General features: G+C 73.8%; 17 protein-coding genes. 11 read left to right on the top strand and 6 right to left on the bottom strand.

The genetic code is table 11. From position 1 onward, the window contains the following. Nucleotides 1-142 precede the first annotated feature (142 nt). Nucleotides 143-988 carry a type 1 glutamine amidotransferase domain-containing protein gene (locus tag ACGFX4_RS40570; protein ID WP_393086108.1) on the bottom strand — a complete coding sequence of 282 codons (846 nt, stop codon included), beginning with the start codon at nucleotides 986-988 and terminating at the stop codon, nucleotides 143-145. A 261-nt stretch (nucleotides 989-1,249) separates the two neighbouring features. On the opposite strand from ACGFX4_RS40570, the gene ACGFX4_RS40565 reads away from it, so the two are divergent. The 5 genes from ACGFX4_RS40565 (at nucleotide 1,250) to ACGFX4_RS40545 (ending at nucleotide 4,895) form a co-directional block, all read left to right on the top strand. Continuing rightward, a complete protein-coding gene (locus tag ACGFX4_RS40565) occupies nucleotides 1,250-1,558 on the top strand; it encodes a muconolactone Delta-isomerase family protein (protein WP_393086106.1) in 309 nt (102 codons plus the stop codon). 41 nt (nucleotides 1,559-1,599) lie between these two features. Beyond that, entirely contained in the window at nucleotides 1,600-2,298 is a 699-nt protein-coding gene (locus ACGFX4_RS40560) for an EthD family reductase (protein ID WP_393086104.1), read from the top strand. Between the two features lie 90 nt (nucleotides 2,299-2,388). Then, a complete protein-coding gene (locus ACGFX4_RS40555; RefSeq protein WP_393086102.1) occupies nucleotides 2,389-2,916 on the top strand; it encodes a TMEM175 family protein in 528 nt (175 codons plus the stop codon). A gap of 79 nt (nucleotides 2,917-2,995) precedes the next feature. After that, entirely contained in the window at nucleotides 2,996-3,850 is an 855-nt protein-coding gene (locus ACGFX4_RS40550) for a helix-turn-helix transcriptional regulator (RefSeq protein WP_393086100.1), read from the top strand. A 79-nt stretch (nucleotides 3,851-3,929) separates the two neighbouring features. After that, nucleotides 3,930-4,895: an ACP S-malonyltransferase gene (locus ACGFX4_RS40545; RefSeq protein ID WP_393086098.1), complete on the top strand. Its 966-nt coding sequence runs from the start codon at nucleotides 3,930-3,932 to the stop codon at nucleotides 4,893-4,895. A gap of 40 nt (nucleotides 4,896-4,935) precedes the next feature. Here ACGFX4_RS40545 and ACGFX4_RS40540 read toward each other — a convergent pair whose 3' ends face one another. Continuing rightward, nucleotides 4,936-5,925: a DUF5937 family protein gene (locus ACGFX4_RS40540; RefSeq protein WP_393086096.1), complete on the bottom strand. Its 990-nt coding sequence runs from the start codon at nucleotides 5,923-5,925 to the stop codon at nucleotides 4,936-4,938. 77 nt (nucleotides 5,926-6,002) lie between these two features. On the opposite strand from ACGFX4_RS40540, the gene ACGFX4_RS40535 reads away from it, so the two are divergent. The 3 genes from ACGFX4_RS40535 to ACGFX4_RS40525 all read left to right on the top strand — a co-directional run bounded on the left by ACGFX4_RS40535 (nucleotide 6,003) and on the right by ACGFX4_RS40525 (nucleotide 8,516). After that, entirely contained in the window at nucleotides 6,003-6,869 is an 867-nt protein-coding gene (locus tag ACGFX4_RS40535) for an isocitrate lyase/phosphoenolpyruvate mutase family protein (RefSeq protein ID WP_393086094.1), read from the top strand. A 79-nt stretch (nucleotides 6,870-6,948) separates the two neighbouring features. Beyond that, nucleotides 6,949-7,809 (top strand): endonuclease III, encoded by an 861-nt coding sequence (gene nth / locus ACGFX4_RS40530; RefSeq protein WP_393086092.1) that lies wholly within the window; start codon nucleotides 6,949-6,951, stop codon nucleotides 7,807-7,809. Continuing rightward, nucleotides 7,806-8,516, top strand: a complete 711-nt coding sequence (locus ACGFX4_RS40525; RefSeq protein ID WP_393086090.1) for an NUDIX hydrolase — start codon at nucleotides 7,806-7,808, stop codon at nucleotides 8,514-8,516. Before nth ends, ACGFX4_RS40525 begins: the two co-directional genes overlap by 4 nt. 55 nt (nucleotides 8,517-8,571) lie before the next feature. Here ACGFX4_RS40525 and ACGFX4_RS40520 read toward each other — a convergent pair whose 3' ends face one another. Continuing rightward, nucleotides 8,572-9,354: a DUF4389 domain-containing protein gene (locus tag ACGFX4_RS40520; RefSeq protein ID WP_393086112.1), complete on the bottom strand. Its 783-nt coding sequence runs from the start codon at nucleotides 9,352-9,354 to the stop codon at nucleotides 8,572-8,574. A gap of 157 nt (nucleotides 9,355-9,511) precedes the next feature. On the opposite strand from ACGFX4_RS40520, the gene ACGFX4_RS40515 reads away from it, so the two are divergent. Continuing rightward, a complete protein-coding gene (locus tag ACGFX4_RS40515) occupies nucleotides 9,512-10,699 on the top strand; it encodes a MarP family serine protease (RefSeq protein WP_393086088.1) in 1,188 nt (395 codons plus the stop codon). Between the two features lie 151 nt (nucleotides 10,700-10,850). Next, nucleotides 10,851-11,549: a metal-dependent hydrolase gene (locus ACGFX4_RS40510; protein WP_393086086.1), complete on the top strand. Its 699-nt coding sequence runs from the start codon at nucleotides 10,851-10,853 to the stop codon at nucleotides 11,547-11,549. Between the two features lie 367 nt (nucleotides 11,550-11,916). Here the strand turns inward: ACGFX4_RS40510 and ACGFX4_RS40505 are convergent, their stop codons facing one another. The 3 genes from ACGFX4_RS40505 to nhaA all read right to left on the bottom strand — a co-directional run bounded on the left by ACGFX4_RS40505 (nucleotide 11,917) and on the right by nhaA (nucleotide 14,866). Then, nucleotides 11,917-12,846, bottom strand: a complete 930-nt coding sequence (locus ACGFX4_RS40505; RefSeq protein ID WP_393086110.1) for an alpha/beta fold hydrolase — start codon at nucleotides 12,844-12,846, stop codon at nucleotides 11,917-11,919. 123 nt (nucleotides 12,847-12,969) lie between these two features. After that, a complete protein-coding gene (locus tag ACGFX4_RS40500) occupies nucleotides 12,970-13,446 on the bottom strand; it encodes a phage holin family protein (RefSeq protein WP_393086084.1) in 477 nt (158 codons plus the stop codon). Between the two features lie 127 nt (nucleotides 13,447-13,573). Further along, complete coding sequence (gene nhaA / locus ACGFX4_RS40495; protein WP_393086082.1) at nucleotides 13,574-14,866, bottom strand: Na+/H+ antiporter NhaA; 1,293 nt, start codon at nucleotides 14,864-14,866, stop codon at nucleotides 13,574-13,576. A 29-nt stretch (nucleotides 14,867-14,895) separates the two neighbouring features. On the opposite strand from nhaA, the gene ACGFX4_RS40490 reads away from it, so the two are divergent. Next, nucleotides 14,896-16,551, top strand: a complete 1,656-nt coding sequence (locus ACGFX4_RS40490) for a serine hydrolase domain-containing protein (protein ID WP_393086080.1) — start codon at nucleotides 14,896-14,898, stop codon at nucleotides 16,549-16,551. Nucleotides 16,552-16,654 lie beyond the last annotated feature (103 nt).

Here is a 16,654-nt window from a genome sequence, read left to right as displayed (position 1 = left end):
CGGCCCGCGCGGCCGGCCGGGGGGGGGGGTGGCTGGGGGGGGGGGGGGGGGGGGGGGGGGGGGGGGGGGGGGGGCCGGGGGCGGGCCCCCCGGCCCCCCCCCGCCGCCGCCGCCCCCCCCCCCCCCCCGGCCGGGAACCGGGTCAGGCCCGGTGCTCGCCGAAGCCCCACTGGCGCAGGCCCTGCTCCAGCACCTCGACGACCTTCTGGCCGGTGAGGTAGGAGTCCGGGGTGGAGCGCCCGGTGATGAACGGGAAGTCGACGATCACCGAGGTCTCCCTGCCGAAGTTGCCGTGGTAGGCGCCCTCGGGAGCGGTGGCGTCGCGCAGGATGTACTCCAGCGGGTACGGCGGCGGGCCGATCACGAAGTCGGTCCCCATGAAGCCGGTGCCGTCCTTGTAGTCGTACTCGATGCAGTGACCGGTGACGTGCTTGTTGCGGATGATGCTGGTCCGGTCGTCCTGCTCGCGGGCGAACGCCAGGCAGGCCACGCCGTAGCACTCGGCGGCGATCGGCAGGCCCAGGTTGTAGAAGGCCAGGATCAGGTCGTGCACCCGCCAGTTGTTGGCGAGGTCGACGATCGGGCCGGAGCCGCCGACGATCAGCAGCGCGTCGTAGCGGTCGGCGATCTGCGTCTGCACGTGCTCGCGGCGGGTGTTGTAGCCCTCCCAGGCGCGCAGGAAGTCGCTGCGGCTGCGGTACGGCCGGTCGGGCAGCCAGGAGGACAGGTCGAGCGGGTTGTCCAGCCGGTTCGAGGTGTCGACCGCGCGGACCTTCTCGGCCATCTCGGTGCTGGTGACCGAGCGGCCCAGCGGCGGGTCGATGTACTCGGGGTCGTAGCTCGGCGGCAGGGCGACCGGGCGCTTGCCGGTCGGGGTGGCGAAGCTGACCTCGTAGCCGGCCTTGTCGAAGGTCTCCAGCGGACCGATCAGCTCTTCGCCCCAGTAGCCGTACTCGGAGAGCACGACAAGGATTCTCTTCTTCGCCATCGGCGGTGATCTCCTTCGGTGGAAGGGGTGTTGGGGCCTCGGTTCGGATCCTGTCTACCTGCGCCCGAGCCCCGTCGGCGAGGCCGGACCGGCCGGGGCGGACGCATCGGCAGTTCGCGGGCCGCACTGTGCGAAGTCGGGTGCACCGGCAGTCAACACGGCCCGCAGAGCGCTGTCAAACATATCTTGACTGAAATCGACAACCTCAGTTAAATCATTGTCATCCGCCCCTGACACCTGCCTCAGCACGAGGAGAGCGACATGCTGTTCTACGTCCAGATGAAGTGGAAGCACGAAGGCCGGATCTCCCTCGAAGAGCTCTGGGAGGTCGAGCAGGAAGAGGCCGAGCACGCCGTCGAGACCCTCAACTCCGGCTTCTGCGTGGGCATCTGGAAGGTCGCCGCGCAGAAGCGCGTGATCGCCATCATCGACTCCCCCGACGCCGAGGAGCTCGACCGCACCGCGCTCGGCCGGCTCCCCATGCGCGAGTACCTGGAGTTCGAGCAGGTCTGGCCGCTGCGCGACTACCTGGGCTTCGCCGAGGACGTCAAGAAGCGCTACCAGGTCTGACCGGACGGACCGTCACCCCGAGGACACCCCGAGGAGTCCCCATGATCCACCAGCTGATCTTCGCGTACCCCAAGCCGGGGATGACCGAGGAGGAGTTCCACCAGTACTGGCTGGAGGTGCACGCCCCCAACTACGCCTCCAAGATCAAGCAGATCCGCAAGTACGCCGTGGACACCCGCATCCCGCTGGACACCGACGGCGAGGACCCGCTGTGGAGCGGCATCGCCGAGATCTGGCTCAACAACGACGAGGAGCAGCTCGCCTCGCTGCAGTCCCCGGAGTTCCTCCAGGGCGCCCGCCTCGACGAGCCCAACTGGGCCGCCTTCTGGCGCACCCTCGTGCTCGACACCGAGGCCCACGTGCTGCGCCCCGGCCCCGGCACCGCCCGCCCGGCCGGCGCCAAGCTGTTCGTCCTCGCCAAGCGTGCCGCCGGCACCCCGCTGGCCGACTTCCGGGCCCGCAGCCTCGACACGCACGCCAAGCTCGCCCTCGAGGTGCCCGGCCTGGTCCGCTACGTCCAGGGCTTCACCCGCGACGGCGCCTACGCGATCGGCGAGGCCACCCTCGACGTCGCCTACCAGCTCTCCTTCGAGAGCGAGGAGGCGCTGCGCACGGCGCTCGCCTCGCCCGAGTACGCCGCCCTGGAGCAGGACCTCGCCGAGTTCGTCGAGACCCGCTACATCCACCGGATGGCGGTCCGTCAGCACTGGTTCATCGGCTCCGAGTCCGCGAACGACTGAGCCCGCGCCAGTCCCCTCGCGTCCCGGCCCGGGGCCGCCCATCGGCGGCCCCGGGCCGCGCGCACTCCACCCCGGCGGAGGTCGGACGCCATGCCCAGCACCCACGCACTCGCCCACAGCGACCTGGCCGGCGACACCGCCGCCGTGGTCGCCCTCACCCTGCTGGCACTGGACCTCCACCCGGCCGCCGGCTGGCCCGAGTACGCCGTCCACGCCCTCGGCTTCCTCGCCGTCGGCACCCTCTGGCACGACCGCCGCACCGTGCTCGCCCGGATCCGCCGGCCCGACCGCGCCCTGCGCGCCCTGGACGCCCTGCTGCTCACCGCGCTCGTGCTGCTGCCGCTGGCCACCCACGCCCTGGCCCGCGACCTCACCGCCGGCACCACCATCGCCTTCGGCCTCGCCCTCGCCGTCGCCGGCACCCTGCTCAACGCCCTCTGGCTGCGGGCCACCCGCACCCGCCGGCGGCACGGCCCGCCCGGCACCGCCGCCACGCTGTGCCGCCGCCACCGCGCCGCCCCGGTCCTCCACCTGGGCGCCTCGCTGGTCGCCCTGGCCGGTCCCGCGGCCGGCCTGGCCGTCCTCGCGGCGGTCCTGCTGCTCGGCCTGGTGCAGTAGCCGCGTCGGCCGAACCTGGTTCTGGCAGGGCCAGGTTGCGAGGTGCCGCGCCCGGCCCGTCCTGGCCATGATGGAGCGCATGGACCGACGCGAAGAGCTCACCGACTTCCTGCGCACCCGCCGGGCCCGGGTGCAGCCCGAGTCCGTCGGCCTGCAGCGCCAGTCGCGCGGCCGCTCCCCGGGGCTGCGCCGGGAGGACGTGGCCCGGCTCTCCGGCGTCAGCGTCGACTACTACACCCGGATCGAACAGGGCCGCGGCCGCAACCCCTCGCCCGAGATCCTCGGCGCCATCGGCCGCGCCCTGCGGCTCGACGAGGACGAGCAGCGCCACCTGGAGGAGCTCGCCCTCACCGAGGGCCGCCCGCAGCCGCGCCCGCCGCGCAGCACCGAGCGCGTCCGCCCCGGCGTCCAGCGGCTGCTGGACGTCTTCTCCGCGACCACCCCCGCCTTCGTGCTCGGCCGGCGGATGGACGTGCTCGCCTGGAACCCGCTCGCCGCCGCGCTGATCGCCGACTTCGCCGCGCTGCCCACGGCCCGCCGCAACATGGTCTGGATCGCCTTCATGGACCCCTGGGCGAAGGACTTCTACCTCGACTGGGAGGAGATCGCCCAGGAGTCGATCGCCTTCCTGCGGATGGCCGGCGGGCGCTGGCCGGACGACCCGGCACTGGCCGCGCTGGTCGGCGAACTCTCGGTCAAGAGTCCGGACTTCCGCCGGCTCTGGTCGATGCACGACGTCAAGGAGAAGGGCCACGGCACCAAGCGGATGCACCACCGCACGGTCGGCGAGCTCACCCTGGACTACGAGGCGCTCGCCCTCTCCGACGGCGACGGCCAGACCCTGGTCACCTACACCGCCGAGCCGGGCAGCAGCTCGGAGCAGGCGCTCCAACTCCTCGGCGTGGTCGGGATCCCGGACACCCTCACCCGCTGACCCCGCTGACCCCGCTGACCCCGCCCGCCGCCGCCATCGACACCCGCCGCCACCCGCCGCCACCTGTGGAAGGACCCCCATGAACGCCCGGACCGACCGGATCGCCCTGATGTTCCCGGGCCAGGGCGCCCAGTACCCCGGCATGGGCCTGCCCTGGCTGGACACCCCGCAGTGGCAGCTGGTGGACGCCCTCTCGCACCGCGTCGGACGGGACGTCGGAGCCCTCCTGGTCGACGCCGACACCGAACGTCTCCGCCGCACCGACAACGCCCAACTCGCGCTCTTCGCCCTGGAGGCGATGATCCTCCAGGCGGTCCGCGCGGCCGCCCCGGGCCTGCCGGTGGTGGCCTGCGCCGGACACGGCGTCGGCGAGTACGCGGCCCTCGCCGCCGCCGGGGTGCTGAAGCCGGCCGACGCCGCGCAGCTCGTCGCCGAGCGCGGCGCCGCGATGGCGGACGCCGCCCGCGCCGCCGAGGGGGCCATGGCAGTCCTGACCGGCGGCGACCCGCAGGCGGCCGGCCGCCTCACCGAACGGCTGCGGGGCGCCGGCGCCCGGGTCTGGCTCGCCCACCTCGACGGGCCCGACCGCGTGGTGGTCTCCGGCACCCGGGCCGGCGTGGAGGCGCTTGTCGAGCAGGCGCCCGAGGCGGGCTTCCGGGCGACCCCGCACCCGTCCGGCGGGGCGTTCCACTCGCCGCTGATGATCCCGGCGCAGTACCGGCTGTCGGCGGCACTCGTCCGCGCCCCGCTGCGCGCCGCCCGCTTCCCGGTGGTCGCCACCGCGGACGGCCGCGTCCGCGACGGCGACCCCGCGGAGTGGCGCGCGCTGATGATCCGTCACCTGGTCGAGCCGGTCCGCTGGGACAGCACCGTCCGCACCCTGGTCGGCCCCGACTCCGCCGCCGCCGAACTGATCGAACTCGGCCCCGGCACCACCCTCGCCGACCTGGCCCGGCGCATCGCCCCCGACACCCCCGCCACCACCGTCACCACCCCCGCCCAGGTCGCCGCCCTCGCCACCCGCTACGCCGCCGAGCGCGTCTGACCCGCGCACCCGGCAGCCGTTGCCCCGGCCCGCCGCGTCCTCACACCTGGGCGTCGAGCAGCGCGTCGGCGACGGCGGTCCGGGCGTACAGCACCGACCGCCCGGCGCGGTGGCCGCTGACCAGGCCGGCCGCGCGCAGCGCCGCCAGGTGCTCGGAGACGGCCGCCGCCGACAGCTCGCAGCGGCGTGCCAGCTCGGTGGTGGAGGCGGGCGCCGCCAGTTCCGCGAGCAGGACGGTCCGGGAGCGTCCGAGCACCAGCGCGAGCCCGTCGGCCCGCGGCGGCTCCCGGCGCTCCCACAGCGTCGCGCTGCCCCGCGCCGGGTACGCCAGCTGCGGCGGGTCGCCGCCCGGCGACCGGGTGAGCACCCGCGGCCACGCGAACGCGGACGGTACGAGCACCAGCCCGGCCGCGGTCGGGATCCGGGTGATCGGGCAGTGCCGTTCGGTCAGGAGCAGCTCGCCCTCCTCCCACCGCACGGTCCGGTGGAGACCGTTCAGCACCTCGGCGGTGCCGTGCTCGGCCGCCTGCCGGGCCCGGTGGAAGACGTCCGCCTCCAGCAGGGCCCGGATCCGGGCCCAGTACGGCGCCAACGCCAGCTGCCAGTACGCCTCGATCTCGGCGGTCACCCGGGGGAGCCGGAGCTCCGGCTCCCGGTACAGGCCGCGCAGCCTCGCGGACAGCCGCCCGCCGCGCTCGGCGGCCAGCAGGTCGAGGTCGCGCCGCACCTGCGCCGGGTCCGTCCGGCGGACGGCTGCCAGCTCCTGCTCCAGCTCGCCGACCGCCCCGGCAGGCGGCGGGTTGAGGAAGTCCGGGAGGTGGCCGCCGGCCGGGACCATCTCCGCGAGCCAGCCGCGGTCGAGTCCGGCGGCCGCCAGCCGGGGCCGGACCTGGGCCGCCCAGCCGCGGTGCACCTCCGGCACCGGTGAGGCGGCCAGGGCCCGGAAGCCGGTGACCACCTCCCACATCGGTGAGACGGCGAACCGGGTCCGGGCGAGGTCGCCCGCCGAGAGCGTCAACCGGGTCCGCACAGCCGCCTCCTCGCGCCAGGATTCGGTCTGAGCCTAATCAGTTCGCTTCCGCCGGTCCGCCCGGTTGCATGGTCCCCATGACCACCCGGATCCAGCACCCCGTTGCTCCCACCGCCCCCCGCACCCTCGACCGGGCCCGCCGGCTGCGCGCCCTCGCGGCCGGGCCCGCCGCACTGATCCTCCCCAACGCCTGGGACGCCGGCAGCGCGGCGGTGATCGCGGGGGCCGGTGCCGAGGTGATCGCCACCACCAGCGGGGGCGTGTCCTGGTCGGCCGGGCGCGGCGACGGCCAGCGGCTGGACCGCCAGGAGATGGTCGACGCGATCCGCCGCGTGGTCGCCGCCGTCGACGTCCCGGTGACCGCCGACATCGAGGGCGGCTACGGCCCGGCGCCGGACGCGGTCGCCGAGACCGTCCGCGCCGTGGTGGAGGCGGGCGCCGTGGGCGTCAACCTGGAGGACTCCGCGGCGGTCGGCGGTCCGCTGTTCGGGATCGAGGAGCAGGCCGCCCGGCTGCGCGCCGCCCGGCAGGCCGCCGCCGACGCGGGCCTGCCGGAGCTCTTCCTCAACGCCCGCACCGACGTCCACCTCTTCGGCATCGGCGCCCCGGCCGACCGCCCGGAGGAGACGCTGCGCCGGGCCGAGGCGTACGCCGAGGCCGGAGCCGACGGCCTCTTCGTCCCGGGCCTGCTCGACCTGGACGCGCTGCGCGAGCTCTGCGCGCGCTCACCCCTCCCGGTCAACGCCATGGCCGTCCCGGGCGGCCCGACCGCCACCGAACTCGCCGCCGCCGGCGTCCGCCGGATCAGCCTGGGTGCCGCCCTCGCCCAGGCCGCCTACACCGCCGCCCACCGCGCCGCCACCGAACTCCTCACCACCGGCGGCCTCACCGCCCTCGACGGCACCTTCGACTTCCCCACCGTCAACGCCCACTTCACCCCCTGACCCCAGGCCGCCGGTCCCGTACTCGACTCCTCCTCCGGTTTGCCGCTGGGCCCGCGGTGATCCGGCGTAGCCTTCGGTCATGGCAGAGAGCAAGGTGCGCAAGGCCGCGGCGAAGAAGCCGGAGTCGCAACTGGCGACGGTGCGGCGGGCCCGGAGGATCAACCGGGAGCTGGCGGAGCTGTACCCGTACGCGCACCCGGAGCTGGACTTCGACAACCCGTTCCAGTTGCTGGTGGCGACCGTGCTGTCCGCGCAGACCACCGACCTGCGGGTGAACCAGACCACGCCGGCGCTGTTCGCGAAGTACCCCACGCCGGAGGACATGGCCGCGGCCGTCCCGGAGGAGCTGGAGGAGCTGATCCGGCCGACCGGCTTCTTCCGCAACAAGGCGAAGTCGCTGCTGGGGCTCTCCGCGGCGCTGCGGGACGAGTTCGGCGGCGAGGTCCCCGGCCGGCTGGAGGACCTGGTCACCCTGCCCGGTGTCGGCCGCAAGACCGCCAACGTGGTGCTGGGCAACGCCTTCGGCGTGCCGGGCATCACGGTGGACACCCACTTCGGCCGGCTCGCCCGCCGCTTCGGCTGGACGGCCGAGGAGGATCCGGTGAAGGTCGAGGCGGCGGTCGCCGCGATCTTCCCCAAGTCGGAGTGGACGATGCTCTCGCACCGCGTGGTCTTCCACGGCCGCCGCGTCTGCCACGCGCAGAAGCCGGCCTGCGGCGCCTGCCCGGTGGCCGGGCTGTGTCCCTCGTACGGGGTGGGGGTGACCGACCCCGAGAAGGCGGCCAAGCTGCTCAAGTACGAGCTGGCCGGCAAGCCCGGTCAGCGGCTGCGCCCGCCCGCGGACTTCCCGGGGGAGGCGGCGGCCCGCGCCGACGCGGTCGCCCATGACGGCCGGGTCGCCGACCTGGCGACCGTCGACGGCGAGGGGGACGCCGCATGACGCCGCAGCCCGCGCCTGCTCCCGTGATCGTCCGGGAGGGCCTGCCGTCCTGGCTGCTGCCGGTCCGGGAGGCCGCCGAGACCGTCCGGCCGCAGCAGCTGAGCCGCTTCCTGCCGCCGGCCGAGGGCGGCCGCCCGTCGGCGGTGCTGATGCTGTTCGGCGAGGGCGAGGGCGGCCCGGACCTGTTGCTGATCGAGCGGGCCCGCAGCCTGCGCTCGCACGCCGGCCAGTCCTCGTTCCCGGGCGGCGCGCTCGACCCGGAGGACGGCGACCCGGCGGGCAGCGGCCCGCTGGCGGCGGCGCTGCGCGAGGCCGAGGAGGAGACCGGGCTGGACCCGTCGGGGGTGCAGCTGTTCGCCACCCTGCCGACGCTGTTCATCCCGGTGAGCGGCTTCGTGGTGACGCCGGTGCTGGGCTGGTGGCGGCAGGAGTCGCCGGTGGCGCCGGTGGACCCGGCGGAGACCGGCGCGGTGTTCCGGGTGCCGCTGGCGGAGCTGACCGATCCGGCGAACCGGGCCCGGCTGCGCCACCCCTCGGGTTTCACCGGCCCGGCGTTCGAGGTGGCGAGCCGGCTGGTGTGGGGCTTCACCGCGGGCGTGATCGACCGGGTGCTGCACTACAGCGGCCTGGAGCGGCCGTGGGACACCAGCCGCACGGTCGAGCTCTCCGACGAGGCGCTCAGCCTCTCCCGCCGCTCGCGCTCCTGACCGCCCGGCCGCTCGCACCTCGGCACCTACCGCCCGGCCGCTCGTACCCTGGCACCTACCGCCCGGGTACGAGCGGCCCGGTCACGCGGACGGTCGGGTTGTCGTCGTAGTCGTCGTCGTGGTCGAGCGACCCGGTCACCGAGGACGCGACCATCGTGGCGACCCCGAGCACGATGAACACCACCAGCAGTGCCTTGCCGCTGCTGCCCATCACCAGCGGCCGGGTGGCGGAGGTGAACGGCTGCTCCTTCTCCGGGTCGCCGAAGATCCGCTTGGGGTACGCGGAGCTGAGCATCAGGAAGTACGCCTGGAACCGCATCCGGTAGCGCAGCACCGCGGCGGTCGCCTCGAACAGCGGCCGCGGCATCCGGCCGAGGATCAGCACGACCAGCCAGCTGATGAAGCACACCGCCCACCAGCCGGCGCTCAGCACGCTCTGGACGATCGCCGCGGGGACGGCCAGGATCAGGCGGAAGAACACCGCGAGCCGGTTCAGCGGCCCGGGCCGCACCTCCACCCGGACGGGGTGGTCGGGCTCCTCGAAGCTGAACGGCGGGTACCGGTCGACGGTGAGCATCAGGTAGGCGTACACGCGCGTGTCGTACTCCAGGTACCCGCGCAGGAAGCCGGCCGCGAAGTCGGGCAGCCGCCCGGTGAACAGGGCGCCGAACCAGCCGATCACCGCCACCACGAAGGCGATCACCGACAGCACCCAGAGCACGATGTACTGGGGGAGGAGGAGCAGAATCCGCAGCAGGACGGTCCACCGGCGCTGACTCCCCGGCTCGGGGATGTCCAGCGCGGGGAGGAACTCCGGCTCGGCTACCGGCATCGGCATCTCCCAGGTGGCCACGGCCGCTCCTCGCGCTCTCCAGGGCTCTCCAGCGATCATCGGACGGTCCGACCGTCGCAGGAGCGGGCACTCTCCGCACCTCGGAGTGGCCCGATCGGTCCGGCTGTGTCCCCCGCCCGGTGGGACGTGGGAGGGTATCCGGGTGAACGTCCTGGATCTGCTGCTGATCGCCGCCGCGCTGGGCTTCGCCGTCTCCGGCTACCGGCAGGGCTTCGTGGTCGGCGTGCTGTCCGTGATCGGCTTCCTCGGCGGTGGCCTGATCGCGGTGCAACTGCTGCCCCTGCTGCTGCGGCACATCGGGCCGGGTTCCACGACGGCCTCGGTGGTCGCGGTGGTGGTGGTGATCGTGCTGGCGGCCATCGGGCAGGCGATCACCACGCACTTCGGCTGGAAGCTGCGCGGCCGGATCGGCCGCGGCCGGGTGAAGACCCTGGACGCGATCGGCGGCTCGCTGGTCAACGTGGTCTCGATGCTGCTGGTGGCCTGGCTGATCGGTTCGGCGCTGGCGGGTACCTCGCTGCCGACCGTCTCCAAGCAGGTCCGCACCTCGGCGATCCTCGGCGGGGTCCAGGAGACGCTGCCCGCGGACGCGCCGAACTGGTTCTCCGACTTCTCCAAGGAGCTCGCCCGCAACGGCTTCCCCCAGGTGTTCAACCCGTTCGAGCACGAGCCGATCACCGAGGTCGCGGCCCCGGACCCGGCGCTGGCCAACAGCCCGGCGGTGCAGCGCGCCCGGCAGAGCCTGGTGAAGGTGGTCGGCACCGCCACCGCCTGCGGCAAGACCCTGGAGGGCAGCGGCTTCGTGTTCGCCCCGCACCGGGTGATGACCAACGCCCACGTGGTCGGGGGCGTCGACGAGCCGACCGTGCAGATCGGCGGCGCCGGGCAGCTGTACGACGCCACCGTGGTCCGCTACGACTGGCAGCGCGACATCGCCGTGCTGGACGTCCCCAAGCTCAACGCCCCGCCGCTGACCTTCGCCGGCGACGCCCGCACCAACGACAGCGCGATCGTGGCAGGGTTCCCGGAGAACGGCGCCTTCAACGTCCAGCCCGCCCGCATCCGCGGCCGGATCCAGGCCAACGGTCCGGACATCTACCACCGCGGCCAGGTGGTCCGCGACGTCTACTCGGTCCGTTCGCTGGTCCGCCAGGGCAACAGCGGCGGCCCGCTGCTCACCCCGGACGGCCAGGTGTACGGGGTGGTCTTCGCCAAGTCCCTGGACAGCTCCGACACCGGCTACGTGCTGACCTCGGCCGAGGTCCGCGAGGACGTCGCCCAGGGAGCCACCGCGACCTCCCCGGTGGACACCGAGGGCTGCGCGCTCTGACCTCCCCGCGGCGGCGCAACCGCAGCGCCTCAGGGCGTCGAGATCACCCCTGACAGACTGTCCGTCCCGCCTGATAGCGTCGGCCGCGCTCACCCGTCCGGCTCACCCGGGCCGCCACGGCGGGAGCCCGACGGGAGGTCTGGGAAGCGCCATGATGGGTCACTCGCACGCGGTCAGCGGCGCGATGCTGTACGCGGCCTCGGCGCCGCTCCTGCCCCCGCTGCTGGGCATCCACCTGCAGCCGGCCGACATCCTGATGGGCACCGTGCTGTGCGCCGGCGCGGCCCTGCTGCCGGACCTGGACCACCACGACGGCACCATCGCCAACTTCCTCGGCCCGGTCTCCAAGGTGATCTGCCAGTTCGTCGCCTGGGTCTCCGGCGGGCACCGCAAGGCCACCCACTCGCTGCTGTTCGTCGGGCTGATGGGCGTCGGCAGCTGGGCCGGGATCACCTTCATCGGCCGCGGCTTCACCCTCGGCCTGACCTTCTTCCTGCTGGCCATGGCGATCAAGGCGCTGCGCCTGCACCCGCCGGGCGACGGGCCGACCGCCTGGGTGACCGTGATGGGCATGTCCGTGCTCGGCACCGCGGGCATGAACAACTGGATGCCCAGCGCCCCGGGCTGGCTGCCGTACGCGGTCGCCCTGGGTACGCTGGCGCACCTGCTCGGCGACTGCATCACCAAGCAGGGCGCACCGCTGCTGTGGCCGCACAAGGAGCGCTACGAGATCGTCCTGATCAAGCGCACCGGCAACAACGTCGAGACCAAGATCCTGGTCCCGGTGATGACGATCGCGACCTTCGTGCTGCTCTGGTTCACCGCGGTCTCGCCGACCGTGCTGGTCTGACACGCAGGGGCTCTCCGACGCACAGCGACTTCAGGGGCGCGGGGCTCAGGCCTCGCGCCTCAGTCGTGCGCCCACCCAGCGGGCCCGGCGGCCGATGATCCGCGGGATGCCCAGCCGGTAGCCCCCGCCGCGTTGTGGCCTTCCGGTCGCCTGGTAGGGCTCGTAGGGCCATTCGGGCTGGTGGGACGAGTGCTGCTGCGAGCCGGCGCTGCGACGGCGTCGGCGCGGCGCTTCCTCGCGATCGGGCATCCAGGTCATACCGGAGGGATTCCCGGGGGCCGGGCGGAGTAACCGCCTCCGGGGGATGCACCTGTCCTATGCGATTGTCATATGAACTTGTCTGTCAGGTTCCGGTACTGGCCGACCGTCAGTCCTTGTGGCTGCCGATCCAGTCCAGCAGCTCCGTGGTGACCTGATCCGGCGTCTCCTCGTGCGGGAAGTGCCCCACCCCGGGCAGCAGCCGCCACCGGTACGGCGCCTGCACGTACTCGCCCGCGCCCAGCGCGGTGTGCGAGAGCAGCACCGGGTCCGCCGCCCCCTGCAGGTGCAGGGTCGGCGCGGTGATCGGCCGCTTCATCCGCCGGGCGAACTGGATGCCGTCGGGCCGCGCCATCGAGCGCAGCAGCCAGCGGTACGGCTCGATCGAGCAGTGCGCGGTGCTCGGCACCTGGATCGCCTTCCGGTACGCGGTGACCGCGTCCGGCTCCAGCGCGTTCGGGCCGGTCCAGGCCCGCAGGTACTCGCCGACCAGCGCGCCGTCGTCCGCGACCAGCCGGCGCTCCGGGATCCACGGCCGCTGGAAGCCCAGCACGTGGTCGAAGGCGGCCATCTGCCGCCGGTCGGTCAGCAGCGCCTTGCGCAGGCGCCGCGGGTGCGCGGCGGAGACCACGGTCAGGCTCTGGATCACCGAGGGGCGCATCACCGCCGCGACCCAGGCGAGCGTGCCGCCGGTGGCGTGGCCGACCAGGTGCGCCCGCCGCTCGCCGAGCGAACGGATCACCCCGGTGATGTCCAGTGCCAGGTTGCCCGGGTCGTAGCCGCGCGGGGTGCGGTCGCTGCCGCCCATCCCGCGCAGGTCCACCGCCACCGCCCGGTAGCCGGCCTCGGCCAGCGCGGTGAGCTGGTGCCGCCAGGCCCACCAGTACTGCGGCCAGCCGTGCACCAGCAGCACCAGCGGCCCGTCGCCGACCTCGGCGATGTGGAACCGGGCGCCGTTGGCGGCCACGTCCCGGTGGGTCCACGGCCCGGGGGAGCGGACGCTCCAGGCCGGCACGGGGGACGCCGCAGCCGGCTCCACCGAGGTGCCCGTCGGCGTACCCGCCGACGTTCCGGGCTGTTGCTCCACGGGCTTCTGGTCCAACGACATACCCCGCAGCCTGTCATACCCGTGCCGGGAACACCCTCCCGGCACTCCCGGCGCCTACGGGATCCGGCCCAGCGCCCGGTCGATCTCCTCCTTGGTGGCCGGCCGCGGCTTGGCGTTCTTCAGCACCTCGGCGGTGGCCTGGGCGCCGGCGATGGTGCGCTCCGGCTTCTGGATCTTCTTGAACGAGCGCAGCGCCAGCAGGCCCAGCAGCGCCGCCAGCAGCAGGTAGGCGCCGCCCACGATCAGGAACGACCAGCCCAGGGTCAGCCCGAGCGCCTGCAGGCCGTACGCGGCGGCAAAGCTCAGCATGGGGATCGACGCCAGCGCCACCACGCCCGCGACGGTGAGCGAGACGCCGCCGGAGACGCCGCGCTTCACATCGGCCCGGATCTCCGCCTTGGCGAGCGCGATCTCGTCGTGCACCAACGCCGACAGGTCGGCGCTGGCCGCGGCGAACAGCTCCCCGATCGAGCGCTCCCCCTCGTACGGGGGGCGTCCGGTGCGGGACGGGTCGGCGGCTCCTGCGGCCATCGGCGGTTCTCCATTCACCCGGGGTGCCGCCCGCATCGGCTCGCGGGCGACAGATGCGTCGACAGCTCAGCATCATGCCCCTACCGGTCAGTCAGGCACCACTCCGGGTCCGTCCTGCGACGGCGTGTCACCTGACCTGTTGGTACACATCGGGGATGCCGTCCCCGTCGGAGTCGCGGTCCTCGTCCTCGCAGAGCTGCCGGTAGTGCCGGTTGCGCAGCTTCAGCAGCACGGTCGCCACCAGCGCGCAGAGCACCGAGCCGACCAGCACCGCGGCCTTCGCCTTGTCGGCCAGCGCCGGGTCCTCCGGGAAGGCCAGCTCGCTGATCAGCAGCGAGACGGTGAAGCCGATACCGGCGACGGTGGCGACCGCGAACAGGTCCGCCCACTTCAGCTGCGGATTGAGCTCGGCCCGGGTGAATCGGGCCGCCAGCCAGGTGCCGCCGAAGATGCCGACCGTCTTGCCTGCCAGCAGGCCGACGACGATGCCGAGCGGCACCGCCTGGGTGAACACCTCGCCCAGCGCCGGCCCGGAGATCGTCACGCCCGCCGCGAACAGCGCGAACAGCGGCACCGCGACACCCGCCGAGATCGGCCGCACCAGGTGCTCGATGTGCTCGCCGGGGGACTGCTTCTCGTCGCCCTCGGTGTGGCAGCGCAGCATCAGGCCCATCGCCACGCCCGCGACCGTGGCGTGCACCCCGCTCTCGTGCATCAGCGCCCAGATCGCGAAGGCCAGCGGCAGGTACAGGTACCAGCCGTGCACCCCGCGCCGGTTGAGGAACCAGAACAGCACCAGCCCGGCCAGCGACAGCCCCAGCGCCCAGAACTTGATGCCCGAGCTGTAGAACACCGCGATGATCAGGATCGCGATCAGGTCGTCCACCACGGCGAGCGTCAACAGGAACGCCCGCAGCGCGGACGGCAGGTGACTTCCCACCACCGCCAGCACGCCCAGGGCGAAGGCGATGTCCGTTGCGGTCGGGATCGCCCACCCCTCCGGATGCCCGCCCGCCCCCGAGTTGATCAGCGCGTCCAGCGCTGCCGGCAGCGCCACTCCGCACACCGCCGCCACCACCGGCAGCAGCGCGGCGCTCGGCGTCCGCAGCTCACCGGCCACGAACTCGCGCTTGAGTTCGATCCCGGCCACGAAGAAGAAGATCGCCAGCAGCCCGTCCTGGGCCCACGCCTCCAACGGGAGGTCCAGGTGCAGCGGCCCCGACGGCCCGACCGTGAACTCGCTGACCGTCTCGTACGAGTGCGGCCAGACGTTCGCCCAGACCAGTGCCACCACGGCCGCGATCAGCAGCAGGACGCCGCCGACCGTCTCGGTGCGCAGGGCGTCGGTGATGAAGCGCCGCTCGGGCAGCGGGAGCAGCCCGAGGAACTGGCGGCGATCGGTCGGCGGCGGCGTGGCCACGGGACGGCCTCCTGGGGGTGGGTACGGCAATGGATGGTGCCGACCAGACTTCCCGGCGCGCCCCTGAGGATCTCGTTGTTGTGCCGACAGCCTACCTGCCGGATTTCGGGCGCCATCCGTTTTGTCCGATGGTATGGCGATTTGCGGTCGCGTGGTGCGGTCGCGTGGTGCGGTCGTGCGGTGCGGCTACGGGGCGCGGCCGCAGGGTGCGGCCACGGGGCGGGGCGCTGACCCGGATGGGTTCGAGCGGGTGCGGAGAGTTGGTGTGCTTCCTATCGTCGACCGCAACCGCCACTCACCCGGCGGCCCACTTCCCGAGACGGAGAACCCCCATGCCCGGTCAACCGGCCGAAGCCGTACCGGCCGATTCCACCGACTCCGGCGAGTCTGCCGACTCCACCGAGTCCACCGATTCCACCGCCTCCATACGGACGGGAGCCGAGGGCGACTCGACCGCCCCGCCCCGGTTATCCGAACCGGGCTCCCCCTCGCCCGAACTCGCCCGCCGCCTGCGCCCGCTCTTCGCCCTCGCCGCCCCCGAAGGCGGGGTCGCCGTCGCCGTGATCCGCGGCAACGAACGAACCGTCGCCTGCCGCGGCTACGCCGACCGGGCCGGTGAACGCCCGATCCGCGCCGACACCCGCTTCGAACTCGGCTCGGTCACCAAGACCTTCACCGCTCTGCTGCTGGCCGAGATGGCCGCCCGCGGCGAGGTCCGCTACGACGACCCGATCGACCGCTACCTGCCCGCCGGCACCGTGCCCGGCTACCCGCACGAGCGACCGATCACCCTGCTCCACCTCGCCACCCACACCTCGGGCCTGCCCCGGCTCCCGGTCGGCCTCGTCCCGTCCGCGGTGCCCCGCTGGTTCACCAGCCCGTACGCCACCTTCAGCGCCGCCCACCTGCTGCGGGCCCTGCCCCGCACACCGGTCCGCGGCACACCGGGCGCGCAGGTCCGCTACTCCAGCCTCGGCGCCGGACTTCTCGGCCTGGTCCTGGAGCACGCCGCCGGACAGCGCTACGAGGACCTCCTCGCCAGCCGGGTCTGCGAACCGCTCGGCCTGATCGACACCTCCTGCGGCGCCGGACGCGAACCCAGCATCGGCTACCGCCGCGGCCGCCGACTGCCCTCGTTCAAGATCCCCGCCCTGCCCGGGGCCGCCGCCCTGCGCTCCACCGCCGACGACATGCTCCGCTACCTGCAGGCCCACCTCGCGGTGGACGCCGTGCCGATCCCGGAGCAGACCGGCGCCGCCGCCGCGCTGCGCACCGCGCTGCGCGAGGTGTGCCTGCCCCGCGTGACCCGGCGCCGCTCGGGCGCGGGGATCTGCCTGACCTGGAACCAGCGTCGCCTCCTGGGCCCGCCGGTACTCGGCACGTCCGTCGTCGACGCGTCCGAGCTGGGCGGGGTCGAGCTTGGTGGGGTTGAGCTCGGTGGGGTCGAGTTGGGTGGGGCCGAGCCGGACGTTGAGCCGGACGGGGTTGGGCCTGGCAGTGGTGCGGGTGGTGCGGGCGGCGCGGACGTGGTCTACCACTCCGGCTCCACCGGGGGCTTCGCCGCCTTCGCCGGCTTCAACCGGACCGCCCAGGTCGGACTGGTCGCGATGGCCCGCACCGGGCCGACCGCTCGTCGCCGCTTCGCCCAGACCGCGTTCGACACCTTGCGCGACCTGGCGGTCTAGGCGCCGTTGCTCGAGCCGCTGAAACGGCCGTGGGGGGGGGGGGGGGGGGGGGGGGGGGGGGGGGGGGCGGGGGGGGGGCGGGGGGGGGGGCGGGGCGCGCGGC

The sequence above is a fragment of the Kitasatospora sp. NPDC048365 genome (assembly GCF_043200835.1).
Taxonomy (GTDB): Bacteria; Actinomycetota; Actinomycetes; order Streptomycetales; family Streptomycetaceae; genus Kitasatospora; species Kitasatospora terrestris.
The sequence above is the reverse complement of the archived record's forward strand: the minus strand, read 5'-3'. Positions and strand labels throughout refer to the sequence as shown.